Annotated in this window: 19 protein-coding genes and 4 pseudogenes; 14 read left to right on the top strand and 9 right to left on the bottom strand. The window is 67.2% G+C overall.

Translation table 11 applies throughout. The features are described from left to right. Positions 1 to 171: 171 nt before the first annotated feature. Positions 172 to 1,347, bottom strand: a complete 1,176-nt coding sequence (locus B3E94_RS11210; RefSeq protein WP_286913544.1) for an MFS transporter — start codon at positions 1,345 to 1,347, stop codon at positions 172 to 174. 192 nt (positions 1,348 to 1,539) lie between these two features. Here B3E94_RS11210 and B3E94_RS11205 point away from each other — a divergent pair, with 192 nt between their 5' ends. From B3E94_RS11205 to B3E94_RS11190, 4 genes and pseudogenes are all read left to right on the top strand, one after another. Beyond that, positions 1,540 to 1,995, top strand: coding sequence for a GNAT family N-acetyltransferase (locus B3E94_RS11205; protein ID WP_286913542.1), 456 nt, complete (start codon positions 1,540 to 1,542; stop codon positions 1,993 to 1,995). Positions 1,996 to 2,083: 88 nt separating this feature from the next. Beyond that, a complete protein-coding gene (locus B3E94_RS11200) occupies positions 2,084 to 3,304 on the top strand; it encodes a putative DNA modification/repair radical SAM protein (RefSeq protein WP_286913541.1) in 1,221 nt (406 codons plus the stop codon). Next, positions 3,295 to 4,134 carry a TIGR03915 family putative DNA repair protein gene (locus B3E94_RS11195; protein ID WP_236237196.1) on the top strand — a complete coding sequence of 280 codons (840 nt, stop codon included), beginning with the start codon at positions 3,295 to 3,297 and terminating at the stop codon, positions 4,132 to 4,134. The genes B3E94_RS11200 and B3E94_RS11195 overlap by 10 nt, the downstream gene beginning before the upstream one ends. Positions 4,135 to 4,260: 126 nt before the next feature. Then, positions 4,261 to 6,428, top strand: a pseudogene (locus B3E94_RS11190) (TonB-dependent siderophore receptor). A 134-nt stretch (positions 6,429 to 6,562) separates the two neighbouring features. Here B3E94_RS11190 and B3E94_RS11185 read toward each other — a convergent pair. Then, a complete protein-coding gene (locus tag B3E94_RS11185) occupies positions 6,563 to 7,054 on the bottom strand; it encodes a DUF1543 domain-containing protein (protein ID WP_286913540.1) in 492 nt (163 codons plus the stop codon). 192 nt (positions 7,055 to 7,246) lie between these two features. Between B3E94_RS11185 and B3E94_RS11180 the strand changes: the two genes are divergently transcribed. From B3E94_RS11180 to B3E94_RS11160, 5 genes and pseudogenes are all read left to right on the top strand, one after another. Further along, entirely contained in the window at positions 7,247 to 7,513 is a 267-nt protein-coding gene (locus B3E94_RS11180) for a FecR/PupR family sigma factor regulator (protein WP_176511490.1), read from the top strand. A 60-nt stretch (positions 7,514 to 7,573) separates the two neighbouring features. Then, the gene (locus B3E94_RS11175) at positions 7,574 to 7,924 is read left to right on the top strand and encodes a hypothetical protein (RefSeq protein WP_286913538.1); all 351 of its coding nucleotides are present in this window, start codon (positions 7,574 to 7,576) and stop codon (positions 7,922 to 7,924) included. Between the two features lie 90 nt (positions 7,925 to 8,014). Then, positions 8,015 to 9,268 carry a TolC family protein gene (locus B3E94_RS11170; protein ID WP_286913537.1) on the top strand — a complete coding sequence of 418 codons (1,254 nt, stop codon included), beginning with the start codon at positions 8,015 to 8,017 and terminating at the stop codon, positions 9,266 to 9,268. Further along, positions 9,265 to 10,473 (top strand): annotated as a pseudogene (locus B3E94_RS11165) (efflux RND transporter periplasmic adaptor subunit); the annotation flags it as partial. The gene B3E94_RS11170 and the pseudogene B3E94_RS11165, both read left to right, overlap by 4 nt. Before the next feature lie 8 nt (positions 10,474 to 10,481). Next, complete coding sequence (locus B3E94_RS11160) at positions 10,482 to 13,607, top strand: efflux RND transporter permease subunit (RefSeq protein WP_286913536.1); 3,126 nt, start codon at positions 10,482 to 10,484, stop codon at positions 13,605 to 13,607. A 54-nt stretch (positions 13,608 to 13,661) separates the two neighbouring features. On the opposite strand, the gene B3E94_RS11155 is transcribed toward B3E94_RS11160, so the two are convergent. After that, positions 13,662 to 14,999, bottom strand: coding sequence for a cation:proton antiporter (locus B3E94_RS11155; RefSeq protein ID WP_286913535.1), 1,338 nt, complete (start codon positions 14,997 to 14,999; stop codon positions 13,662 to 13,664). Between the two features lie 170 nt (positions 15,000 to 15,169). Between B3E94_RS11155 and B3E94_RS11150 the strand changes: the two genes are divergently transcribed. Further along, complete coding sequence (locus B3E94_RS11150; RefSeq protein ID WP_286913534.1) at positions 15,170 to 15,535, top strand: hypothetical protein; 366 nt, start codon at positions 15,170 to 15,172, stop codon at positions 15,533 to 15,535. Between the two features lie 72 nt (positions 15,536 to 15,607). Then, positions 15,608 to 17,395 carry a thiamine pyrophosphate-requiring protein gene (locus B3E94_RS11145; protein ID WP_286913533.1) on the top strand — a complete coding sequence of 596 codons (1,788 nt, stop codon included), beginning with the start codon at positions 15,608 to 15,610 and terminating at the stop codon, positions 17,393 to 17,395. A gap of 32 nt (positions 17,396 to 17,427) precedes the next feature. Here the strand turns inward: B3E94_RS11145 and B3E94_RS11140 are convergent, their stop codons facing one another. From B3E94_RS11140 to B3E94_RS11115, 6 genes are read right to left on the bottom strand one after another with little or no spacing between them, the layout of a single operon-like run. After that, on the bottom strand, positions 17,428 to 19,374 hold the full coding sequence (locus tag B3E94_RS11140; protein ID WP_286913532.1) for a response regulator: 1,947 nt from the start codon (positions 19,372 to 19,374) through the stop codon (positions 17,428 to 17,430). Further along, on the bottom strand, positions 19,364 to 20,239 hold the full coding sequence (locus B3E94_RS11135) for a sensor histidine kinase (RefSeq protein WP_286913531.1): 876 nt from the start codon (positions 20,237 to 20,239) through the stop codon (positions 19,364 to 19,366). Before B3E94_RS11135 ends, B3E94_RS11140 begins: the two co-directional genes overlap by 11 nt. Further along, positions 20,232 to 21,248 (bottom strand): ATP-binding protein, encoded by a 1,017-nt coding sequence (locus B3E94_RS11130; RefSeq protein WP_286913530.1) that lies wholly within the window; start codon positions 21,246 to 21,248, stop codon positions 20,232 to 20,234. Before B3E94_RS11130 ends, B3E94_RS11135 begins: the two co-directional genes overlap by 8 nt. Further along, positions 21,239 to 21,643 (bottom strand): anti-sigma regulatory factor, encoded by a 405-nt coding sequence (locus tag B3E94_RS11125; RefSeq protein WP_176511477.1) that lies wholly within the window; start codon positions 21,641 to 21,643, stop codon positions 21,239 to 21,241. The genes B3E94_RS11130 and B3E94_RS11125 overlap by 10 nt, the downstream gene beginning before the upstream one ends. Further along, positions 21,640 to 22,002 carry an STAS domain-containing protein gene (locus tag B3E94_RS11120; RefSeq protein WP_176511476.1) on the bottom strand — a complete coding sequence of 121 codons (363 nt, stop codon included), beginning with the start codon at positions 22,000 to 22,002 and terminating at the stop codon, positions 21,640 to 21,642. Before B3E94_RS11120 ends, B3E94_RS11125 begins: the two co-directional genes overlap by 4 nt. 4 nt (positions 22,003 to 22,006) lie before the next feature. Continuing rightward, complete coding sequence (locus tag B3E94_RS11115; protein WP_286913529.1) at positions 22,007 to 22,858, bottom strand: STAS domain-containing protein; 852 nt, start codon at positions 22,856 to 22,858, stop codon at positions 22,007 to 22,009. A gap of 261 nt (positions 22,859 to 23,119) precedes the next feature. On the opposite strand from B3E94_RS11115, the gene B3E94_RS11110 reads away from it, so the two are divergent. From B3E94_RS11110 to B3E94_RS11100, 3 genes and pseudogenes are all read left to right on the top strand, one after another. Continuing rightward, complete coding sequence (locus B3E94_RS11110) at positions 23,120 to 24,322, top strand: zinc-dependent alcohol dehydrogenase (protein WP_286913528.1); 1,203 nt, start codon at positions 23,120 to 23,122, stop codon at positions 24,320 to 24,322. A gap of 35 nt (positions 24,323 to 24,357) precedes the next feature. Continuing rightward, positions 24,358 to 24,622, top strand: a pseudogene (locus B3E94_RS11105) (short-chain dehydrogenase); the annotation flags it as partial. 305 nt (positions 24,623 to 24,927) lie between these two features. Continuing rightward, positions 24,928 to 25,101 (top strand): annotated as a pseudogene (locus tag B3E94_RS11100) (NAD(P)-dependent oxidoreductase); the annotation flags it as partial.

Here is a 25,101-nt window from a genome sequence, read left to right as displayed (position 1 = left end):
AGCCCCCGCCCAAGCAAATTCCTCAAGCCACCCCGCCAAATAACGCAGCCCCCGCAATCCCTGTGGGAGCCGGCTTGCCGGCGATGCAGACGCCGCGGTGCATGGCACCGGCTCCGCCAGTGATCGCTGGCAAGCCAGCCCCCCACAAGGCCCCCCGCCTAAGCAAATGCCTCAGGCCACCGCCACCGCGCGCCTGCGCCGCCAAGCCAGGCGCGCCACGGTTATCGACCAGTTCAGCACGGCAATCGCCAGCACCCATTGCAGCAGCGCAGCCATCCCTGCCTCGACGATGACCTTGCCCGCCAGCAGCGGAAAGCCGAATACACCGATGAAGTAGGCCAGGCTGAACAGCACCAGCGCCTGTGCAGTCTGCCCCGCCGGCGCCTCGTTGGCCGCCAGCCCGTTGATCACCGAATAGGTCAGGCCATAGCCGACCCCCAGCACGATCGCCGCCAGCAGGTACCCGCCAGGGCTCGCCACCCAGAACATGAACATCAGCACCGACAGCACGATCAGCGCCGTGAGCAGGCACGCCATCAGGTAGGGGTCGCGCTTGACGATAAAGCCCGCGACCAGCAGCCGGCAGGTGATGACCGCCGACATGAAGCCGATGAAGAACAGCGAATAGTCCAGCTGCAAGAGCGCGGCATAGGAAGTCTGGAAACTCGACAAGCCGCCAAAGATCGCACCGCCCAAGCCGACCATCAGGATCGCGAAGGCCGCCTTGGACGACAGCACCGAGCGCGCCGCCGCCGGGCTGATCCGGCTCACGGCCACCGCACCCTGGTGCCGTTGCAGGCGCGGCGCCATCAGCCAGAACATCACGCCCCCCAGCACACTGGCCGCGGCCGCGACCACGAAGGCCGCCTCGACCGGGTAGCCCAGCGCCTGCGCCACCCGCCCCAGCAAAGGCCCGGTGCCGATGCCGGTCATCATGCAGCCCGAAAGCAGGGCAAAGTACTTCACCCGCCGCTGGGGCTCGATCAGCATGGCCACGATGATCGGCCCGAGGGTATAGAACACCCCCCAACCAAACCCCAGCAACAAGCCGAACAGCATCATCGCCCCGCCGTTGCCCGGCCAGGTGGCAAACCCAAGGCACGCCGCCGCGAGAAACACCGCGCCAACCGCCACCGACCGGGCAGCGCCAAGGTGGTCGCTCAGGTGCCCGGAAAACACCACGGCCAGGAAGGTGCTGAGCATGGCCGTGGAAATCACCGAGCCGGCATCGGCCTCGCTGGCGCCATGGGCGCGCAAGGTCATGGCCAGCAGAAAGGTGGTGCCGTAGGACAGTGACAGCAAGTAGCTGCCCAGGCAGAAGGTGCCAAACAGGCGGTTCGAAGACATCGGTGTTCCTTGGCGTGCAAGCGGCCCGGGGCCGGGTTGCGGAGCATTGTTATTGGGCGTTCGAGGGCCGTTTTATCACGGGGCTGCAAGCGCTTGGATATGAAATGCGCGGAGTGAAGCGTGGCACGCTCATACCTATCCTCGCCCCGCGCCCAGGGTTTATGCTCGGGGCCTTTCACGGAGGTCGCCCAGTTGAACCCAACCCCTGCCCTGCGCCGCGCCACCCGCGACGACGTCGAAGCCATCCGCGCGTTGGTCGATGGCGCCTATTCGCCCTACATCGCCAGGATCGGCAAGCCGCCAGGGCCGATGCTCGACGACTACCAGCAGGTGGTCGAAGACCACGAGGTGTACGTCGCCCTCGAGGCCGGCCAGGTGGCGGGCGTGCTGGTGATGCAGCGCGACGGCAGCGACATGCTGCTGGCCAATGTCGCGGTGCTGCCCGCGTGCAAAGGCCAAGGCCTGGGCAAGGCGCTGATGCAGTTTTGCGAGGACTACTCCAGGCAGGCCGGCTGCCAGGCCATCCGCCTCTACACCCATGAACGCATGACCGAGAACATCGCGATCTACCAGAAACTCGGCTATCAGGAGACCCACCGGGCACACGAACACGGCTTTGCCCGGGTGTTCATGCGCAAGCCCCTGTAGCGCCCGGGGCGCCGCCCATCTGCGTCCCTCTTGCAATCGGCCGCCTTGGCAAATACTGTATGAATAATCAGTATAACGAGACCGGCCCATGCAACTCATCGCCAAGCTCGGCATCCTTGCCGACGCCGCCAAGTACGACGCCTCCTGCGCCAGCAGCGGCGCCCCCAAGCGCAGCTCGCGCGGCAGCGACAGCCTGGGCGCCACCGATGGCATGGGCATCTGCCACAGCTACACCCCGGACGGGCGCTGCGTGTCGCTGCTCAAGGTGCTGCTCACCAACTTCTGCCTGTACGACTGCCAGTACTGCGTCAACCGCCGCTCCAGCAACGTGCCGCGGGCGCGCTTCACCCCCGAGGAAGTGGTACGCCTGACCCTGGACTTCTACCGGCGCAACTGCATCAGCGGCCTGTTCCTGAGCTCGGGCATCATCCGCTCGGCCGACTACACCATGGAGCAGCTGATCCGCGTCGCCCGCCTGCTGCGCGAGGAGCACAACTTTCGCGGCTACATCCACCTCAAGACCATCCCCGATGCCGACCCGCTGCTGATCGAAGAGGCCGGGCGCCTGGCCGACCGCCTCAGCGTCAACATCGAGCTGCCCACCGACGCCAGCCTCAAGCGCCTGGCCCCGGAAAAGCACGCGCACACCATCCGCCAGGCCATGGGCGTGATCCACCAGGGCCAGCAGGCCGTGGCCAACGAGCCGAAAGCACCGCGCTTCACCCCGGCCGGGCAAAGCACCCAGGTGATCGTTGGCGCCGACGCCACCGACGACAGCACCCTGCTGCGCAACGCCGAATCGCTGTACCAGGGCTACGGCCTCAGGCGCGTGTATTACTCAGCCTTCAGCCCGATCCCCGACAGCCCCGGCAGCGTGCCGCTGGCCGCCCCGCCGCTGCTGCGCGAGCACCGCCTGTACCAGGCCGACTTCCTCCTGCGCGGCTACGGCTACAAGGCCGGCGAGCTGCTCGGCCAGGGCAGCAACCTGGCGCTGGACATCGACCCCAAGCTGGCCTGGGCCCTGGCCAACCGCGAAGTGTTTCCGCTGGACGTGAACCGCGCCGAGCCGGCATTGCTGGCGCGCATCCCAGGCATCGGCCTGCGCAGCGTGCAGCGCCTGGTGGAACTGCGCCGTGAACGGCGCGTGCGCTACGACGACCTGATCCAGCTGCGCTGCGTGCTGGACAAGGCCAGGCCGTTCATCGTCACCAGCGACTACCGCCCAGCCGACGCCGACTTGCGCAGCGGGCTGTTGCGCGCCCGCCTGCGCGAGCCGCAGGCGCCGGTGCAGATGGGGCTGTGGGGATGATCGCGCTCGACTGCGACGAACGCTTCGACACCTGGCGCGAGCAGGCGCGCAAGCTGCTTGGGCACGGCATCGACCCGGCCGCGGTGACCTGGTCGCAAGGCCCCATGGCAGACCTGCTGGCCATACCGGCGGCGCCCCCCGAGGGCCCCGGCCCCTTCCGCGCAACGGTGCCGGCAGCTCTGTTGCCGCTGCTGGAGCAAGCCGCCCGCTATCGCGGCGAGCAACGCTGGAACCTGCTCTACGAAGTGCTTTGGCGGGTGGCCCACGGCGACCGCACCGCCATGCTCGCCGGCGACCGCCTGGGCAGCGAGCTGCACCGGCGCATCAAGCAGGTGAGCCGCGAAGCCCACCACCTGCATGCCTTCGTGCGCTTCGTTCCCTTGCCTGCGCAGCTGGCCGAACAGCTGCAGCTTGACCTGGTGGCCTATCACGAACCTGCCCACGACATCCTGCCCAGCGCCAGCCCCCACTTCGCCGACCGCCTGGGGCGCCAGCGCTGGCTGATCGCAACGCCCCTGGACGGCATTCGCTTCGATGGCCAAGCCTTCGATTATCAGCGCCAGTGCCCTGACGATTGGCGGCAATGGGCGCGTAATGCCGATGATCCTGGTGCGGAGCTGTGGCGTACCTATTACCGCCACACCTTCAACCCGGCACGGCTAAACCCCGATGCCTTGCGGCTGCACATGCCCGGGCGCTTCTGGCGGCATCTGCCGGAGGGCATGCTGATTCCCCAGCTCGAAGGCCTGGCCCGGCAAGGCAAGCAGCGCGATGGCCAGGCGCTGGAAATCGCCGGCCAGCGCGGGAAAAAGATCTCGCCCGGCGAATAGGCAGAACCCGCAAATGTGAAAAATTTGTGATTTTTCTGGCATACCAGACTTATCAGCTGCGACAAATCCTGACACACTTATTGCTAATCATTCTCACACGCATTAGCAATCAGGAAGTAGTCGCCCATGCAGTCCTCTTTTGCGCCCACGCGCGCCCTCCCCGCTCGCCATCTGCTCGCCATCGCCGTGTGCATGGCCATCGCCATCCCGCTGTGGCTCAAGACCCACCGCCTGCCACGCTGGAACTGGGCGCAACCGAGATCAGCTCCAGCCAGCTGGGCAGCACCACCGAAGGCTCGGCGTCGTACACCACCGGCGCCATGGCCACCGCCACCAAGCTGCCGCTGAGCCTGCGAGAAACGCCACAGGCCGTCACCGTCATCACCCGCCAGCGCATGGACGACCAGGCCATGACCAGCATCAACGATGTGGTCAACGCCACCCCCGGCCTGTTCCTCGACTACTCCAACGGCCCCGGCCGGCAAACCTACTCGGCCCGCGGTTTCGACATCGACAACCTGATGTATGACGGCATCCCCAGCGGCTACCAGGGCTGGACGGTGGGCGCCCAGCCGAACCTGGCGATGTTCGACCGGGTCGAGATCGTGCGCGGCGCCACCGGCCTGGTCACCGGGGCCGGCAACCCGTCGGCGGCGATCAACCTGGTGCGCAAGCGCCCGCTGGCCGAGCAGAAGGTCACCCTCACCGGCGCCGCCGGCAGCTGGGACAACTACCGCGGCGAACTCGATGCCTCCAGCCCGCTGAACGACAGCGGCACGGTGCGCGGCCGCGTGGTGGCGTCGTACCGCGAAGCCAACAGCTTCATCGACGACGTCGAGGAAGACCACGGCCTGTTCTATGCCGTCACCGAGGCCGACCTCACTGACGACACCACCCTGACCCTGGGTTTCTCCCACCAGAAGGACAACACCAACTACTTCTGGGGCGCCATGCCCACCGCGCTGGATGGCCACCACATGGGCTTCTCGCGCTCCTACAACCCCGGCACCGACTGGGAAAACAAGGACCAGCAAATCAACACCGTGTTCGCCGAGGTGCGCCAGCGCCTGGCCAACGACTGGGCGCTGCAGGTCAACGCCAACTACTCGCAGCAGGATGCCGCGTTCACCGGTTCCTACCAGTCGCGCTGGGCTGGCCTGCAAGCGCCGCTGTCGCGCACCGTGTACCAGTCCAAGCACCAGGAAAACCAAGCCGGGGTGGACGGCTTCCTCAGCGGCCCGTTCCAGGCCTTTGGCCGCACCCACGAGCTGGTGGTCGGGGCCAGCAAGCGCATCTACGACATGGACACGCGCAACTACAGCCCCTACGACACCAACTGGCCGCTCAACGGCGCCAAGCCCGACTTCAGGCACACCGGCAACACCCGCGAAGTCACCACCCAGGAAGGCGTGTACCTGACCACCCGCCTGAGCCTGGCCGACCCGCTCAAGCTGATCCTCGGCGGGCGCCTGGACTGGTACGACTACGACAACAAGGAAAGCGCCAGCGCCGACTACAAGGTCACTCGCAACGTCACCCGCTACGCCGGGCTGATCTATGATCTCGACCCGCATCACTCGGTCTACGTCAGCTACAGCGACATCTTCAACCCGCAGAGTTACAAGGATGCCTCGGGCAGCCCGGTCAAGCCGATCGAGGGCAAGAACTACGAAATCGGCGTCAAGGGCGAGTACTTCGACGGCGCGCTGAATGCCAGCATCGCCCTGTTCCGCATCGACCAGGAAAACCGCGCCGTCGCGCAGACCGACCTGAACGGCTGCAGCGACCCGACCAACTGCTACGTGGCCTCCGGCAAAGTGCGCAGCCAAGGCGTCGACATGGAACTGCAAGGTGCCCTGACCCCGAACTGGCAGGTCGGCGCCGGCTACACCTACGCCCGCGTGCACACGCTCAAGGACGCTGCCAACCCGGCCAAGGAGAACCAGCGCTTCGACACCGACACGCCAGAGCACCTGTTCAAGCTGTCGACCAACTACCGCCTGCAAGGCCCGCTGGAAAAGGCCCGCATCGGCGGCAACATCACCTGGCAGAGCCGCCTCTACAACGACTTCACCGTCGCCGATGGCAGCCAGTACCGCCTGGTGCAGGGCTCCTACGCCATCACCAACCTGATGGCCGGCTACCAGGTCAACCCGCATCTGGACCTGCAGCTCAACGCCAACAACGTGTTCGACCGCAAGTACTACTCCGCCATCGCCAGCTCCGTGGACTACGCCGGCGACACCTGGGGCACGCCGCGCAACCTGATGCTCACCGCCAAGTACAGCTTCTGATCGCTTGACCCTGCGCAGGGACGCGCTGCTGAGCCATGACCGGCCTCATCGCCGGCAAGCCGGCTCCCACAAAGTACACCGCTGCCCCACTGTGGGAGCCGGCTTGCCGGCGATGAGGCCCGCACGGTCACCCCTCAAAGCAGGAGGTAATCACTCCTCACCACCGTCTCGGCATGCTGCCCTTGCACCAGGTGCACGAACGCCCCCGCCACCTGGTCGATGGCCAGGCAATCATCGACATCGATCAGGGCATCGGTATGCGGTTTCAGCCAATCGGCCTGCATGCGCTTCTTGCTCAGCGCCTTGGCCTCGGCCTTGTTGCCAGCCACCACCAGCAGGTAGCGGTGGGCCTCGCCGAACACCTGCTTCTCGTAGCCGCCAAGGTTGATGAAGTACAAGCGCGGCGCGCCCGCTGCTGGCCGCTCCTGGCGCAGCTCGACGCGATATCCATCCACCCCATCCACCGCAAGCCAGGAATCGACGTGCAGCCCTTTGGCCGCCCCGAACCAGGCGCTGCGCAATTGCGGGTAGGCCGCTTCGAGCGAATCGGCGTGGGCGAAGACCACATCGTGGACTTCGATCTTGGCGCCCGGATGACGCCCTCCGAGCATGACGACGTAAAGCATGGGCAATCCCTGCAAGCTGAATGATGAACCGGCGTATTGTGCCCGATAAACCCCCTGTAGGAGCGGGCTTGCCCCGCGAACACCGGCCAAGCCGGTGCCTGTCCCCACCCATGCCATTTGCTGATGTTTTTTTAACGTTTTTTTGCCAATTGCTTGCTTACTGTGGCGGCCCGGTCACAGAGGAAGCCGAACATGAAGCCGCCCCCTCCTGCGCAGGCAAGCGACACCGTCATCAGCGAAGCCGCCAGTTGGTGCCTGCGCCTGCACGATGAAGCTTGCTGCGCCGACGACCATGCGGCCTTCGAGCGCTGGCTGCAGGCCGACCCGTTGCACGCCTTCGAATACGCCAAGATGCTGGAAATCTGGGACCTCAGCGACCGCCTGGCCAACCACCCGGCCAGCGCCAGCAGGCTGCTCACCAACGCCGCCCCGCGTGAGGACGGCACGCTGGACCTGTAAAGCGCACACGGGGCGATTTGGTTAATGCCGCGCTAACCGAAATCGCCTAGACTCGCCCGCATGACCCGCGCCCTGCGACTGCTCACCCTGCTGATGCTCATGCTCTCGCTTCCCCTCAACGGGATGGCGGGCGTCGACTCGGCCGTGGCGCCCTGCCCCATGCAGGCCATGGGCATGGCCATGATGGCCGGCATGGAGCACGACTGCTGCCAGGACCAGGCTCCCGGCAAGCCCGCCGACCACGCCTCCAAAGCCTGCAAGGTCGGCCAGGAATGCAGCACCGCCAGCGCACTTGAAGTCAGCCTGCTCGACCCTGCCTTGTCGTTCGCCACCCCGCGCCCCGGCGATACCTACGCCGTGAGCCTGGTATCCCGCGCCCCTCCCGATCGCTGGCGCCCACCGCGCATCTGATTCCTTACCTGAACCTCACAGCATCGTTCTGCCTTGGCGGCTGAGCGATGGAATGCGCCTGTGCGCTGGTTTTTTCAAGGACTCATGTTCATGACTCCCCTTTATCTCCCTTCAGGGCGCACGCTGGTGGCCGCCCTGATACTCCTGCTGCCGACGCTCTCGGCGCAGGCGGCTTCGTTGTCCCTGGACGCTGCGCTGCAACTGGCCGAGCGCAACGCCCCTTCGCTGCAGGCCCGCCAGGAGCAGGTGGCAGCAGCGCGTCACGCCGTGCTGCCCGCCGGCGAACTGCCCGACCCACGGCTGAACCTTGGCCTGCAGAACCTGCCGGTGGATGGCAGCGATCGTTGGAGCACCAACCGCGACTTCATGACCATGCAGGTGGTCGGCCTGGCGCAGGAAGTGCCCAACCGCGACAAACGCAAAGCCCGCGTCGAAACCGCGCAAGCCACCGTCGAACGGGCGGATGCCGAAGTGCTGTTCGAGCGCCTGAAAGTGCGTGCGGCCACCGCGCAAGCGTGGATCACGGCGTACACCCTGCAACGCAAACTGCAGCAGTTCGACGCGCTGTTCAGCGAGAACCGCCTGCTGGCAGCCGCTGTACGCGCGCGCCTGGCCGCAGGCGGTGGCTCGTCTGCCGATGCACTGGTCCCCGGCCAGGAGGCCGCGCAACTGGAGGAACAGCAGGACCAGCTGCTGGCCCAGGCCACCCAGGCCCGCGCCGCCCTCAAGCGCTGGATCGGGCAGAACGCCGACGCCCAGGCGCCGGCGTTTCCCCAATGGCCGGTGCGCACCGCCGATTACCTGCACACCCTCCACGCTCACCCGCAGCTGGCGGCCTACGGGGCCATGACCCGTGAGGCGCAAGCCCAGGTGCAGCAGGCCATTGCCGAGAAGAAGTCGGACTGGGGCTGGCAGGTCGACTACCAACGCCGCGGCCCCGCGTTCAGCAACATGGTCAGCGTTCAGGTCAGCTTCCAGCTGCCGCTGTTCAGCGGCTCGCGGCAAGACCCAATGATCGCCGCCCGCCAGGCCCAGGTACGGCAACTGGAAGACGAGCAGCAAGCCGCCCTGCGTGAGCACACCGCGCAGCTTGAAGCGGACCTGGCGGACTACCAGCGCCTGCAGCGGGCAGTGGCGCGCAGCCGCGAAACCTTGCTGCCCCTGGCCGAACAACGGGTGCGCCTGAGCTTGGCCGACTACCGGGCGGGCAAGTCGCCGCTCGACCAGGTGATTTCGGCAAGGCGTCAGCGCGTCGAGACCCAGCTACAGGACATCGACCTGCAAGGGCAACTGGCGGCGACCGCAGCCCGCTTGCACTTCGTGTATGGAGAGGTACGCACATGAACACCCCATCCATCGGCCTGATCGCCACCCTCGCCCTGGCCATTGGCGCCGGCGCGGGCTACTGGCTGGGGCACTCGGCCCAGCCAGAGCCGGCACCCGCGGCAGCGGAGCAAAAGCCCCTGTACTGGTACGACCCGATGTACCCGCAGCAGCACTTCCCGGCACCGGGCAAGTCGCCATTCATGGACATGCAGCTGGTGGCCAAATATGCCGAGGCTGGTAACGACAGCGAGCAACCTGCGGTGCAGATCAGCCAAGGCATCCAACAAAACCTCGGAGTACGCCTGGCCACCGTCACCCGTGGCAAGCTGCAACGCGCGTTGCAAGTGAGTGGCGTGCTGGCCTTCGACGAACGGGATTTCAGCGTGCTGCAAGCGCGCACCGCAGGCTTTGTCGAGCGCACCTATGGCCGGGCCACGGGCGACGTGGTGGCCAAGGGGGCGCCGCTGGCGGACGTGCTGGCCCCGGAATGGGCCGGCCTGCAGGAAGAGTTCCTCGCGCTGCGCCAGCTGGGCGATGCCGCGCTCTTGGCCGCCGCCCGCCAGCGCCTGCTGCTGGCGGGCATGCCGGGCGAGCTGGTCGACCGGGTCGCGCGCAGCGGCAAGGTGCACAACGCGGTAACGCTGGTGGCGCCGAGCGCCGGCGTGATCCAGGCGCTGGACCTGCGCCCCGGCATGGCCCTGAGCGCTGGCGCGACCCTGGCGCGCATCAATGGCCTGGCCACGGTGTGGCTCGAAGCGGCGGTGCCCGAGGCGCAGGCCAGCGGCCTGCAGGAGGGGCAAGCCGTCGAGGCGCACCTGCCGGCCTACCCCGGCGAAACCCTCAAGGGCACGCTGACCGCCCTGCTCGCCGATGCCGACCCGCAAAGCCGCACCTTGCGCCTGCGCATCGCCTTGCCCAACCCCACTGGCCGCCTGCGCCCGGGCATGACCGCACAGGTGCTGCTGCGCCCAGGCCAGCAGGCCGATGACAGCCTGCTGCTGCCGGCCGAAGCGGTGATCCGCACCGGCAAGCGCGACCTGGTAATGCTCGCCGAAGACCAGGGCCGCTTCCGCCCGGTACAGGTGCTGCTGGGCCAGGAGAGCGACGGCCAGGTCGCCATCCTGCAAGGCCTGCAAGCCGGCCAGAAGGTGGTGGCCTCGGGGCAGTTTCTGATCGACTCCGAAGCCAGCCTCAAGGGCATCGAAGCGAGCACCGGGCTGGAGGGCCAGCCATGATCGCCAAGCTCATCCGCTGGTCGGTGGCCAACCGCATCCTGGTGCTGCTGGCCACCTTGCTGCTGGTGGCCTGGGGCATGCTCTCGCTGCGCAGCCTGCCGATCGACGCCCTGCCCGACCTGTCCGACGCCCAGGTGATCATCCGCACCGCCTACCCCGGGCAAGCCCCGCAGATCGTCGAGAACCAGGTCACCTACCCCCTGACCACCACCATGCTGTCGGTGCCCGGCGCCAAGACCGTGCGCGGCTTCTCGGCCTACGGCGACAGCTTCGTCTATGTGCTGTTCGAAGACGGCACCGACCTGTACTGGGCGCGCTCGCGGGTGCTGGAGTACCTGAGCCAGGTGCAGTCGCGCCTGCCGCCCTCGGCCAAGCCTGTGCTCGGGCCGGACGCCACCGGGGTGGGCTGGATCTACCAGTACGCGCTGGTCGACCGCACGGGCGGGCACGACCTGGCGCAGCTGCGCAGCCTGCAGGACTGGTTCCTACGCTTCGAGCTCAAGACCCTGCCGGATGTCGCCGAAGTGGCGAGCATCGGCGGCATGGTCAAGCAGTACCAGGTGCAGCTCGACCCGCTGCGCATGGCCAGCCTGGGCATCACCCAGGGCCAGGTGGCGCAGGCCATCGGCAAGGCCAACCAGGAAACCGGCGGCGGTGTGCTGGAGCTGGGCGAGGCAGAGTTCATGGTGCGCGCCTCGGGCTACCTGAAGACCCTCGACGATTTTCGCGCCATCCCCCTGCGCCTGGCGGCCAACGGCGCCCCGGTGACCCTGGGCGACGTTGCCAGCGTGCAGCTCGGGCCGCAGGCGCGGCGCGGCATCGCCGAGCTCGACGGCCAGGGCGAGGCGGTGGGCGGCGTGGTGATCCTGCGCAGTGGCAAGAATGCGCGCGAGGCCATCGCCCAGGTCAAGGCCAGGCTCGACACGCTGAAAAGCAGCCTGCCGGCCGGCGTCGAGCTGGTCACCACCTATGACCGCAGCCAGCTGATCGACCGCGCCGTGAGCAACCTTGGCCACAAGCTGATCGAGGAGTTCATCGTGGTCGCGCTGGTGTGCGCGGCGTTCCTCTGGCACCTGCGTTCGTCGCTGGTGGCGATCGTCTCGCTGCCGGTGGGGGTGCTGATCGCGCTGATCGTCATGCGCCATCAGGGCATCAACGCCAACATCATGTCGCTGGGCGGCATCGCCATCGCCATCGGTGCCATGGTCGATGCTGCCGTGGTGATGATCGAGAACGCCCACAAACGGGTCGAAGCCTGGCACGCCCGCCACCCCGGGCAGGTGCTGCGCGGCGAGGCGCACTGGAAGGTGATGACCGATGCGGCGGTGGAGGTGGGGCCGGCGCTGTTCTTCAGCCTGATGATCATCACCCTGTCGTTCATCCCGGTGTTCACCCTGCAGGCCCAGGAAGGCCGGCTGTTCGCGCCGCTGGCCTTCACCAAGACCTACGCAATGGCGGCGGCGGCCGGCCTGGCCGTGACTCTGGTGCCGGTGCTGATGGGCTACTGGATCCGCGGGCCGTTGCCCGCCGAGGCGCGCAACCCGCTCAACCGTGGGCTGATCCGCCTGTACCGCCCGGCCCTGGACGCGGTGCTGCGCAGGCCTTGGCTGACCCTGCTGGGCGCGCTGGCGATCCTGCTCAGCAGCGCCTGTCCGTTGAGCCAGCTGGGCGGGGAATTTCTGCCGCCGCTGGACGAAGGCGACCTGCTGTACATGCCCTCCGCCCTGCCCGGCCTGTCGGCGCAAAAGGCCTCGCAGCTGCTGCAGCGCACCGACCGGCTGATCCGCAGCGTGCCGGAGGTCGCCAGCGTGTTCGGCAAGGCCGGGCGCGCCGAGTCGGCCACCGACCCGGCGCCGCTGGAGATGTTCGAAACCACCGTGCAGCTCAAGCCAAAGGAGCAGTGGCGGCCCGGCATGACCAGCGAAAAGCTGATCGAGGAACTCGACCGCCGGGTGCGCGTGCCGGGCCTGACCAACATCTGGATCCCGCCGATTCGCAACCGCATCGACATGCTCGCCACCGGCATCAAGAGCCCCATCGGGGTCAAGGTGGCCGGCAACGACCTGGCGCAGATCGACCGCACCACCCTGGCCATCGAACGCGCCGCCAAGGGCGTGCCGGGGGTGACCTCGGCGCTGGCCGAACGCCTGACCGGCGGGCGCTACATCGACCTCGACATCGACCGCCAGGCCGCCGCCCGCTACGGCCTGAACATCGCCGACGTGCAAGCCATCGTGGCCGGCGCCATCGGCGGCGAAACCCTCGGCGAAACCGTCGAAGGCCTGGCGCGCTACCCCATCAGCCTGCGCTACCCGCGCGAATGGCGCGACTCGGTCGAGGCCCTGCGCCAGCTGCCGATCTACACAGCGCTGGGTGGCCAGGTCACCCTCGGCAGCGTGGCCCAGGTGCGCATCGCCGAGGGCCCGCCGATGCTCAAGAGCGAGAACGCCCGCCCCTCGGGCTGGGTGTACATCGATGTGCGCGGGCGTGACCTGGCGTCGGTGGTCGCCGACCTGCGCCAGGCGGTGGCGCGCGAGGTGAAGCTCGAAGCAGGCACCAGCCTGAGCTACTCCGGCCAGTTCGAATACCTGGAGCGGGCCAACGCCCGCCTGGCCTGGGTGGTGCCGGCGACCCTGGCGATCATCTTCGTGCTGCTCTACCTCACCTTCGGCCGCCTCGGCGAAGCGCTGCTGATCATGGCCACCCTGCCCTTCGCCCTGACCGGCGGGGTGTGGCTGCTGTACCTGATGGGCTTCAACCTGTCGGTGGCCACCGGGGTCGGCTTCATCGCCCTGGCCGGGGTCGCGGCGGAGTTCGGGGTGATCATGCTGATCTACCTGAACAACGCCTGGGCCGAGCGCCAGGCCAAGGGCGAGCACGGCCAGGCGGCGCTGCTGCAGGCGATTGGCGAAGGTGCAGTGCAGCGCATCCGGCCCAAGGCGATGACCGTGGCGGTGATCGTGGCGGGCTTGCTGCCGATTCTGTGGAGCAGCGGCACCGGCAGCGAGGTGATGAGCCGCATCGCCGTGCCGATGGTCGGCGGCATGTTGAGCGCGCCGTTGCTGTCGTTGTTCGTGATACCGGCGGCCTACTGGCTGGTGCGGCGCCGTAGCTTGCGCTGAGGCATCTTTGTGCGGCCGATGAATACCCGAAGTGATCGTCGGCCCACTGGGTTCCTACTTGCCCTTGCGCGACTCGTAGCGGGCCAGCAACGGCTGCACGCTCAGCCCATGGAGCAGGATGCTCAAGGCCACCACCGACAGCACCAGGTTGGTACTTTCCACTGCGGCGGCAGGCAGCAAGCCGTGGTTCACGGCATAGAACAGGTAGTAGAAGCTGCCGATGCCGCGTATCCCGAACCACCCCAGCAGGCCGCGCTGGGGCAGGTTCAGCCTGCCGCGCAGCGGCGCGAGCATCACGCCCAGGGGGCGGATCACCGCAAACAGTGCCCCCGCCACGATCACGGCGCGCCAGTCCCAGTGCTCGAGCAGCACGACGCCCAGCAAGGTCACCAGAAACACCTCCATGGCCCGCTCGACCAGGCTGCCGAAGGCGAGCATGTCGCCGAGCATGATGCCTGCGGCGATCTGCGAGTCGCCCAGGCCTTGCACATCCCCCTTCACCGCCTGTTCCGGCGCCACATGCTGGTGCCCCACCACCGGCTGCACCAGGTGCTCGGCGGCAGGCGCCTGCGGGCTGCTGGAGGTGCGTACCTCGGCCTGGCGCAGCCCCAGGCCCGCAGCGAATACCGCGAGAAAGCCGTAGCCCTGCAGCAGCTCGGCGGCCACATAGGCCAGGGCGATCAGCGCCAGGGCCAGGTAGTCGTTGGGCGAAACGGTGCTGTCGTCGTTGCGCAGGCGCAGGTAGAGCGTCAATTTGCCCAGCCCACGCCCCATCCAGTAGCCGCACAACAGGCCCGCCGTGACCGCCCAGAGCACGTCCTTGAGCAGCCAGCCGGCCAACCCCTCCTGCGCGGATGGCTGCAGCAACAGCAAGCCGAGGATGACGAAGGGAAACGCCACGCCGTCATTGAGCCCGGCCTCCCCCGACAGGCTGAAGCGCACCGGGTCGGCGTCGCGGGCATCGACCACTTGCACGAGCGTGGCCAGCACCGGGTCGGTGGGCGCCAGGATCGCGCCGATCAGCACCGCAAGGCCCCAGCTCAGGTGCAAGCCGTAGTGCAGCACCAGGCTGACGCCACTGATGCACACCAGCATCAGTGGCCCGGCCAGGTACACCGCGATGCGCCAGCGCGGGTCAGCCAGGGGCAGGCGCAGTTTCAGGCCACTGAAGAACAGCGAGAACAGCACCGCCACCTCGGTCAGGTGCTCCATCCAGCCGCTGGCCTTTGCCAGGTCCAGGTGCAGCAGGCCCACGCCGGAGCCACCCAGCGCAATGCCCAGGCCAAGGCACACCACCGAGGATGTGACAGGCATCCAGCGCAGGTAGGAAGACGAGAGCGCGAGCAGCAACAGCACCGCGCCCAGCATGGCGAACCAGACGATGAAGGTCATCTGCGCAGGTGCCTCGGGAAAGGGATGCTCCGACCTTGGGTGGACTGCGCCGCGAACGCGGTCGTTCCGCAGGTTCAGGCGCGCTGCACGCCTTTCGTCGTTCTGCGGGCACCCGCCCTCGCCGGGCAGGCCGAACACTGGGTAGCCACCTCAAAAACAGGAGCTTCACCATGAAAACCCTAAGACCCCATGCACTGCTGCTCGCCCTGTGCCTCGGCGCCAGCGTGCCCATCGCCCTGGCCGCCACCGACCTCAACGATCAGCGCACCCCCGGCAACCAGCCCCTGGACAGCGGCCAGATGAACGGCCAGGGCGGCGCGAGCGGCTCGGGCACACCCGGCGATGGCCTGGGCACCGGCAACGGCGGCACCCGGGACAACGGCACGGACAACACTGGTGGCGATGGCAGCAGCGGCTCGGGTAGCGGAACCGGCGGCAGCAGTGGCAGCAGTGGCAGCGGTACAGGCTCGGGAAGTGGTACCGGCGGCAGTGGTTCGAGCGGCGGCGGCTCTGGCGCAGGGGGTTCCGGCGGCTGAGCCAAGACCGATGAAACTTTCGCGAAACGCGCCCAGTCCAGACCCCTATCGAGTACATGACAGGAGCAGACGATGACAGGCACGGTAGGCGACTTTCTGGTTGAGCGTTTGTACCAATGGGGCGTGAGGCGCATCTTCGGTTACCCCGGGGACGGCATTAACGGCGTGTTCGGCGCGCTGAGCCGGGCCAACGGCAAGATCGAGTTCATCCAGGCACGCCATGAGGAAATGGCCGCCTTCATGGCCAGCGCCCACGCCAAGTTCACCGGCGAGCTGGGCGTGTGCATCGCCACCTCCGGCCCCGGCGCTTCGCACCTGCTCACCGGCCTGTACGACGCACGCATGGACCACCAGCCGGTGCTGGCCATCGTCGGCCAGCAAGCACGGGCTGCGCTTGGCGGGCACTACCAGCAGGAGCTGGACCTGCTGTCGATGTTCAAGGACGTGGCCGGCGCCTTCGTCCAGCAGGCCTCCACCCCCGAGCAGGTCCGCCACCTGCTCGACCGCGCCGTGCGCACCGCCGTCGGTGAGCGCCGCGTCACCGCGGTGATCCTGCCCAACGACCTGCAGGACCTGCCCTACCACGAGCCGGCCCGTGCCCACGGCACCCTGCACTCCGGCATCGGCTACAGCAAACCCAAGGTGGTGCCCTTCGAGGCCGACCTGCAGCGCGCCGCCGAAGTGCTCAACGCCGGGCGCAAGGTGGCGATCCTGGTCGGCGCCGGGGCCTTGCAGGCCACCGAGCAGGTCATCGCGGTGGCCGAAACGCTCGGCGCGGGCGTGGCCAAGGCGCTGCTGGGCAAGGCCGTGCTGCCTGACGATTTACCCTGGGTCACCGGCTCCATCGGCCTGCTTGGCACCGAACCCAGCTACCAGCTGATGAACGAATGCGACACCTTGCTGATGATCGGCTCGGGCTTCCCCTACGCCGAATTCCTGCCCAAGGAAGGCCAGGCCCGCGGCGTGCAGATCGACCTGCAACCCGACATGCTCAGCCTGCGCTACCCGATGGAGGTGAACCTGGTCGGCGATGCCAGCGAAACCCTGCGCGCCCTGCTGCCGCTGCTCACCCCCAAGCGCGACCGGCGCTGGCGCAACAAGGTCGAAGGCTGGCGCGCCCGCTGGGACAAGACCCTGGAAAAGCGCGCCCTGGTCAAGGCCGACCCGATCAACCCGCAGCGCGTGGTCTACGAGCTGTCGCCGCGCCTGCCCGATGACAGCATCGTCACCAGCGACTCGGGCTCCTGCGCCAACTGGTACGCCCGCGACCTGCAGGTGCGCCAAGGCATGCAGTGCTCGTTGTCCGGCGGCCTGGCCTGCATGGGCGCTGCGGTGCCCTATGCCATCGCCGCCAAGTTCGCCCACCCGCAGCGGCCCGTGGTGGCCCTGGTGGGCGATGGCGCGATGCAGATGAACAACCTCGCCGAGCTGATCACCGTGGCCAAGTACTGGCAGCAGTGGGACAACCCGCAATGGATCTGCGCGGTGTTCAACAACGAGGACCTCAACCAGGTGACCTGGGAGCAGCGGGTGATGGAAGGCGACCCCAAGTTCGAAGCGTCGCAGTCGATCCCCGACGTGCCTTACCACCTGTTCGCCATCTCCATCGGCCTGCAGGGCATCTACGTCGACCGCGAAGAAGACATCGCAGATGCCTGGGAGCGCGCGCTGAGCGCCGACCGGCCGGTGCTGATCGAATTCAAGACCGACCCCGACGTGCCGCCGCTGCCGCCGCACATCAAGCTTGAGCAGGCGAAGAAGTTCGCCACCACCTTGCTCAAGGGCGACCCTGACCAGGCCGGCGTCATCCTGCAGACGGCCAAGCAGGTGCTTGGCTCGGTGCTGCCTGGCAAGAAGTGACCGGTGCGGGCTGCCCTGGGCAGGCCAGGCAGTCAGCCTGCCTGGCCCAGGGTGCGCCGCACCTTGTCGAGCAGCTCGGCGATCTGGAACGGTTTGATCAGCAGGTCCATGCCGGTGTCGAGGAACGCCTGGCGGTCCAGCGCCGTTTCGGCGTAGCCGGTCATCAGCAGCACCGGCAGCCCGGGCCGGTAGGTGCGCGCCATGTCGGCCAGTTCCCGGCCACTGATGCCCGGCAGCCCAACATCGGTCAGCAGCAGGTGGATGCCGGCATCCTCGCGCAGGTGGTCGAGCGCCTGCTCGATGGTTTCGGCCAGGGTGCAGCGATAGCCGGCATCGATCAGCACCTCGGCCACCGACAGGCGCACCGAGGCCATGTCCTCGACCACCAGCACATGCTCGCCGGCGCCCTGCTGGCCGAGCTGCGCGTTGCGCACCTCGCTGACTTCCTGCTGGCTGCTGCGCGGCAGCATCAGGGTGACTTCGGTGCCCTGCCCCAGCACGCTGCGGATGGCCACATGGCCGCCCGACTGGCGGGCGAAGCCGTAGATGGTCGACAGCCCAAGCCCCGTGCCCTGGCCCAACGGCTTGGTGGTGAAGAACGGGTCGAAGACCTTTTGCAAAAGCTCCGGCGCAATGCCGCTGCCATTGTCGCGCACCGTCACCGCAACATAGGGGCCGTCCTTCAGGTTGGGGTCGCCATGGGACCAGCTGGCCGAGGTGTTGACCCAGATGTGCCCGCCCTTGGCCAAGGCATCGCGGGCGTTGATCACCAGGTTGAGCACCGCGCTTTCGAGCTGGATCGGGTCGACCAGGGCGATGGTCGGCTCGCTGGAAAGCTCGAGTTTGAGTTCGATGCGCTCGCCGATGGTGCGGGTGATCAGCTCTTCCAGCGAACGTACCCGCTCGTTGATGTCCACCGGGCGGGTGTCCAGCGGTTGCTGGCGGGCAAAGGCCAGCAGGCGGTGGGTCAGCGAGGCGGCGCTCATGGCGGAGCTGAGCGCGGCGTCGGCATAGCTGGGCACCTTCTCCAGGCGGTTTTGCGCCACGCGTTTGTTGATCAGCTCCAGGCTGGCGATGATGCCGGTCAGCAGGTTGTTGAAGTCATGGGCGATGCCGCCGGTGAGGCTGCCCAGGGCGTCCATCTTCTGCAGTTGCAGCAGCTGCGCCTCGGTCTGTTCGCGATGGGCCGTTTCCCGCGCCAGCTGCAGGTTGGCATCGTCCAGGCGGGCCAGGTGCGAGCGTTCGCGGTGGCGGTGTTCGGTGACGTCTTCGACGAACACCAGGCACAGCCCCGGCGCCCGGTAGGGTGACAGCTGCCACTCGGTATCACGTGGCTCGCCACCCACCGTCATGGCCAGGGTGCCGCGCCAGCGCCGGCCCTCGGCCAGGTGCTGGTGCAGGGCGGCAAGGTTGGCCTGCTGGCCATCGGCAAAGCACTGCTGCAGCGCGTCGGGGTTGCGGTTGTCCTGGATCAGCCGGGCGAACGCGTGGTTGCACTCCTGCACCTTGAGCCCGCTGCCGAGCACCGCGATCGGCGCAGAAACGTTGGTGAAGATTTCCTGGAAGTTGGCCTCGCTTTCGCGCAGTGCTCGTTCGGTGTCGCGCACCCGCAGCAGAGTCCTCAGGGTGGCCACCAGCACATCCGGGTCCACCGGGTGCACCAGGTAGGCATCGGCACCAGCATCGAGCCCGGTGATGATGTCGCCGGTCTGGATCGATGCCGCCGAGACATGGATCACCGGCAGCAACGCGGTGGCCGGCTGTGCGCGCAGCAGCCGGACGATGTCGAAGCCGCTCATGTCGGGCAGGTTGACGTCGAGGATCAGCGCATCGAACTGCTCGCTGCCAATCAGCGCCAGCCCCTCGCCCCCGGTGCCCGCTTCCTGCACCTGGTAGCCGTGCAGGGCCAGGCGACGGCGCAGTGCATAACGCGTGGCGGCGTTGTCATCGACGATCAGCAGGCGCGCGTCAGTGTTCATCCGCACCCTCCTGGGCAATCGCCAGCGGCAGGATGACGAAGAACGAAGAACCAACACCGGGCGCACTGTCCACGCCCACTTCGCCACCCAGCAGCGCGGCGAAACGCTTGCACAGCGACAAGCCAAGGCCGGTGCCACGCAAGCGTTTCTGCAGCGGCGAGTCGAGTTGGGCGAAGTCTTCGAACAACCCGCCCAGCAGTTCCGGGGCAATGCCGATGCCGGTGTCGCTGACGGCGAAACGGATCTGATCGCTGCCGTGCAGCTGCGCCGACACCCGCACCTCGCCACGGGTGGTGAATTTCAGGGCGTTGGAGATGAAGTTGCGCAGAATCTGCGCCAGCTTCTTGTCATCGGTGAACATCCGCGGCAAGCCCTCGGGCTCTTCGAAGATGAGGTCCACGGTGCCGGCATCGACGATCGGGCGGAACATCCCGCGCAAGGCGGCGAACAAATCGAGCATGTCGAACCAGGCCGGCGAAATGGTGATGCGCCCGGCCTCGATCTTGGCCAGGTCGAGCAGGTCGTCGACCATGTCGCTCAGCTCGCGGGTGGCGGTGCTGATGAACGCCACCTGCAGTTGCTGCTCTTTGGCCAGCGGCCCGTCCACCTCGTCGGAAAGCAGGCTGGTGATGCTCAGGATCGAGCCCAGCGGCGTGCGGAACTCGTGGCTCATGTACGACAAGAAGCGGCTTTTCAGGTCCGATGCCTGGCGCAGCTGCTCGGCCTGGGTGTCCAGCTCGGCATACAGCGCCAGCACGCCCTGGTTGGTTTCTTCGAGTTCGGCGCGCAGGGCCTGGTTTTCCGCCTGCAGGCGGGCCACGAGGGCCTCTTGCTCGCTGCGGGGGGTGGGGGTTGGCTCAGCCATGCGCGGCCTCCAGGTCGATGACCAGCACCGTCACGTCGTCCCGCCCTCGGCAGAAGTCGCGATGCAACACCGCAGCGATCACCGCCGGGTGGCGGTGGGCAAGGCCGGGGTAGGCTTGAAGGTTCCAACGGGACTGCAGGCCGTCGCTGAACATGATCAACAGATTTCCCTTCACGTGAGCGTAGTCGAACACCTGGCCCTTGCGGTATTGCCCGCCGACGATGCCCGGGTGCGAGGCCAGGCCGCGCGGGCGCTCGCCACCGACCAGGGTGGCGCCGATATTGCCAATGCCGATGAAGGCCAGCTTGTCGCCCGCCCCTTGGTACTGGGCGATGGCCACGGCACCGCCGCGGGTACCGGACATGGCGTGGTGCAGGTCACCCAGCAGCAGCTCGGGGGCATTGAACGGGCCCTGGACGAACGCCTGGGCGCCCGCCTTGGCGGCGCGTTCGGCCTCCTCGCCATGCCCCAGGCCGTCGATCACCAGCGCGCTCAGGCGCTGCTCGCCGAGGGTCACGTGCCAGGTATCACCGCAGGCCGGGTCGTCATGCAGCGAATGGTGGCTCACGCCGATGCGCAGGTCGCGCGCCGGGTGCGCCTGGGGGTAGAGGCGCGCCAGCACCACCGCGCCGTTGCCATCGGCGTGCACGTCGAACACCTGGGCCAGGCGGCTGACCGCGCCCAGGCCGATGCCCTGGGTGCCGCCGGTGGAATAGCCATCGACCAGGCAACTGTGCAGGTCGAAGCCCTTGGCGCGGTCCACCGCCACCAGCTCCAGGCCGTGATGCTCGCCATGGGCGAGCACCCGCACATGCAGCTCGCCCTGTTCGGCGTGCTTGAGCACATTGCTCGACAGTTCGGTGGCGACGATGGCGGCGCGGCCGGCGTCGTTGTCGGCAAAGCCGTGCTGTTCGGCAAGCTTTTGCACTACCCGGCGGGCGTGGCCGACCTGGCTGGCATCGTCCAGGCGCAACACCTGGGTCAGGCTCGCGCTGAGGTTCACGTCCATCGGGTGATCGTTACCCGGGTACCTTGCCCGGGCGCTGTGTCCAGTTCGAATTCATCGACCAGCCGGCGTGCGCCGGTCAGGCCCAGGCCCAGGCCGCCACCCGAGGTCCAGCCGTCGGTGAGTGCCAGCTTGACGTCGGCGATGCCCGGCCCTTCGTCGCGAAACACCAGGCGCAGGCCAACCCGCCCGGCCTCTTCGATGACTTCCCAGTCCATGTCCCCGCCGCCGCCATACACCACGGTGTTGCGGGCCAGTTCACTGACGGCCGTGACCAGCTTGGTCAAATCGACCAGGCGCATGCCGCAGTCGCTGGCGACCTTGCGCGCCAGTTGGCGGGCCAGTACCACGTCCTGCTCGATGCGCACCGGTTGGCTGCCGCTTTGGCGAGTGGTCATGGGCGGCCCACTCGCTGGCGCAGCAGGTGCATGCCACGGTCGACGTTGAGCGCCGTGCTCACCCCGGGCAGGGTCAGGCCCAGCTCCACCAGGGTAATCGCTACCGCCGGCTGCATGCCGACCAGCACCGTTTCGGCGTCCATGATCCGCGACAGGCCGGAGATGCTGGCGATCATGCGGCCGATAAACGAATCGACCATGTCCAGCGCGGAAATGTCGATCAGCACGCCACGCGCCGAGGTGTGGTCGATGCGGTCGGTGAGGTCGTCCTGCAGGCGCAGCGCCAGCTGGTCATGCATGTCGACCTGGATGGTCACCAGCAGGAACTCGCCCATTTGCAGAATGGGAATGCGCTCCATCGCCTCACACCTTCTCGCCAGTGGCCGTGCCCAGGCGTGCGAGTGCAAGCTTCAGGGCGTCGGCCAGGTTGGATTTGGTGGTCAGGGTGCCCAGGTCCAGGCCCAGGTGCACGATGGTCTGGGCGATCTGCGGGCGCACGCCGCTGATGATGCAATCGGCGCCCATCAGGCGGATGGCGGTCACGGTCTTGAGCAGGTGCTGGGCGACCAGGGTGTCGACCGTGGGCACGCCGGTGATGTCGATGATGGCGATCTCGGAGCCGGTGTCGACGATGCGCTGCAGCAGCGACTCCATCACCGTCTGGCTGCGCTGCGAGTCGAGGGTGCCGATCAGCGGCAAGGCCAGTACGCCCTCCCACAGCTTGACCACCGGGGTGGACAGCTCCAGCAGCTCTTCCTGCTGGCGCTTGATCACCGCCTCGCGGTTTTTCTGGTAGGTGCGGATGGTGTGCAGGCCGAAGGCATCCAGCAGTTGCGAGATTTCCCACAGCTGCTCGGCCAGCAGCGCCGGTTGTTCGCGGTAGTGGGCTTGCAGCAGGGTGAACAGCGGGCCCTTGAGGGCAAAGATGAAATAGGCGGTCTGGTGCGATTCCTGGCCGATCTGGGCACGGCTGGCCGAGAGTTTCTCGAGGAAGTGGCGGGTTTCTTCCCAGCCCTCGGCCCCCACCTGGTTGCCGCTGCCCTTGCGCAGGCCGTCCACCACCAGTTGCAGGAAGTCGCGGGTTTCCTGGCGCAGGTCCTGCTCGCGGAGATTGCGTGCCGCGCCGTTGGCTTCCAGCGCCGCGAGCCACTCCCCCAGCAACTGCGCCTGATTGCCGACAATCGCGTCCAACGTGCTGTTCTGCAGTGCTGCCATGTGCGCTTCGCTCCTGAAAAAGGCCGGTTTGGCTCCCGATAAGGAAGCCAGCTTCGGAAAATGACATCCGCCGTAGGAAATAGTTGTGGCGCGCGCAGGATAATTTCATTGCGCCAGCTGCCGTGCCGCTAACTCTAGGCCAAGATCGGCCCTGGCGTTGCCCAAGTGGGCGCCACTGAACAGTTTCCTCTGAACTTTGCCACCGCCCCTGGCTTCACCTGCATACACCTTGCCTTCCTACGTTTGCAGGAGTTGCCCGCCATGAGAGCACTGACCTACCACGGAGCCAACGATGTCAGGGTCGATACCGTCCCTGATCCCAGCATTCAGGAAGCGGACGACATCATCCTGAGGGTGACCGCCACCGCCATCTGCGGCTCGGACTTGCACCTGTACCGGGGCAAGATTCCGGCAACGGAAACCGGCGATATCTTCGGCCACGAGTTCATGGGCATTGTCGAGGACATCGGCAGTGCCGTTACCGGGCTACAGGTCGGCGACCGGGTGGTGATCCCCTTCGTCATTGCCTGCGGCAGTTGCTTTTTCTGCCAGCACGATTTGTTTGCCGCCTGTGAAACCACCAACACCGGCCGCGGCTCGATCATCAACCGCAAAGGCATACCGCCGGGGGCCGCCTTGTTCGGCTACAGCCATCTCTATGGCGGCATCCCTGGTGGCCAGGCCGATTACGTGAGGGTGCCCAAGGCCAATATCGGCCCGTTCAAGGTGCCTACCTACCTTGCCGACGACAAAGTGCTGTTTCTCTCCGACATCCTGCCGACTGCCTGGCAAGCGGTCATCAATGCCCAGATCAGCCAGGGCTCTACCGTGGCGATCTATGGCGCCGGCCCGGTCGGCTTGCTGAGCGCCGCCTGCGCGCGAATGCTCGGCGCCCAGGCCATCTTCATGGTGGACGACAATGACTACCGCCTGGCCTACGCCCAGCAAGCCTACGGCGTGCTACCGATCAACTTCGAACAGGATGACGACCCCGCCGACAGCATCATCCGCCAGACCCCAGGCATGCGCGGCGTGGACGCCGTGATCGACGCCGTCGGCTTCGAGGCCAAGGGCAGCACGGCGGAAACGGTAATGACCGCGTTGAAGATCGAGGGCAGCAGCGGCAAGGCGTTGCGCCAGAGCATCGCCGCAGTACGCCGGGGCGGCGTGGTCAGCGTCCCCGGCGTATATGCCGGGTTCATCCACGCCTTCATGTTCGGTGACGCGTTCGACAAGGGCCTGACCTTCAAGATGGGCCAGACCCACGTGCACAAGTACCTGCCCGAGCTGCTCGAATACATCGAGGACGGGCGCCTGCAACCGGAACTGATCGTCACCCACCGCCTGGCCCTGGAAGAAGCCGCCCTGGGCTACAAGCTGTTCGATCAGAAGCAGGACGACTGCCGCAAGGTCATTCTCGTGCCCGGCGCGGCGTCCGGCACCCTGGGCAGCGACTTCCAGTAGCCCGAAGCAACCAGTTACCGAGAGGGGTTTGCACCATGATCGATCAAGCCACAGGCATGAAACGGGGCGAGCGCTACTGCGTGGAGAATGTCGAGCGCGCCCATCAGTTCCCGGGGTTCTTCCAGGACGGCAAGTACTACCTTGGCCCGGAGCTGTTGACCGCGGTGGGCTGGCTGGAAGGCACCCGGTTCATCTACGACAGCCTGGATGCCGAGGGCGAACCGGTGTTTGCGGACCGCGTGGCCGGCACCATCGAAGGCCTGGCCTTGAAGCTGGTTGACGGCACAGCGCTGCAGCTTACGCCCATGCAAGACAGCGCGACCTTCGCGCCTGTGCCACAAGCCATGCCGCCTGCGGTGGCGGTGCCTGACCCGCAGCCACCCGTCAATGCCGCCTGGAAGCGCCTGAACAACGGCTACGTGATCCTGGCGGCGGCTGCGCTACTGGGCTTCGTTGCCGGCTTTCTCATTACCGAGGCACAGCGCAAGCGGCGTTAGCCGGGGCCCGGCCACCACCGCCCGTCGTATCGATTCGCGATCGCGTCCAACACTGGCGGCGCGCCCCGTTCGAACAGGTATGTGTTCTCGACTGCAGGAGCTTGCACCATGCGTGACTACCCGACCCCGCCCTTCCCTTCACAGCCGCAAAGCGTCCCCGGCTCACAGCGCAAGATGGAGCCCTACCCGGACTGCGGCGAGCAGAGCTACACCGGCCACGGCCGGCTGCAAGGCAAGGTCGCGCTGATCACAGGGGGCGACAGCGGCATCGGCCGCGCCGTC

Source organism: Pseudomonas sp. UBA6315 (assembly GCF_002438125.1).
Taxonomy (GTDB): Bacteria; Pseudomonadota; Gammaproteobacteria; order Pseudomonadales; family Pseudomonadaceae; genus Aquipseudomonas; species Aquipseudomonas faucium.
The sequence above is the reverse complement of the archived record's forward strand: the minus strand, read 5'-3'. Positions and strand labels throughout refer to the sequence as shown.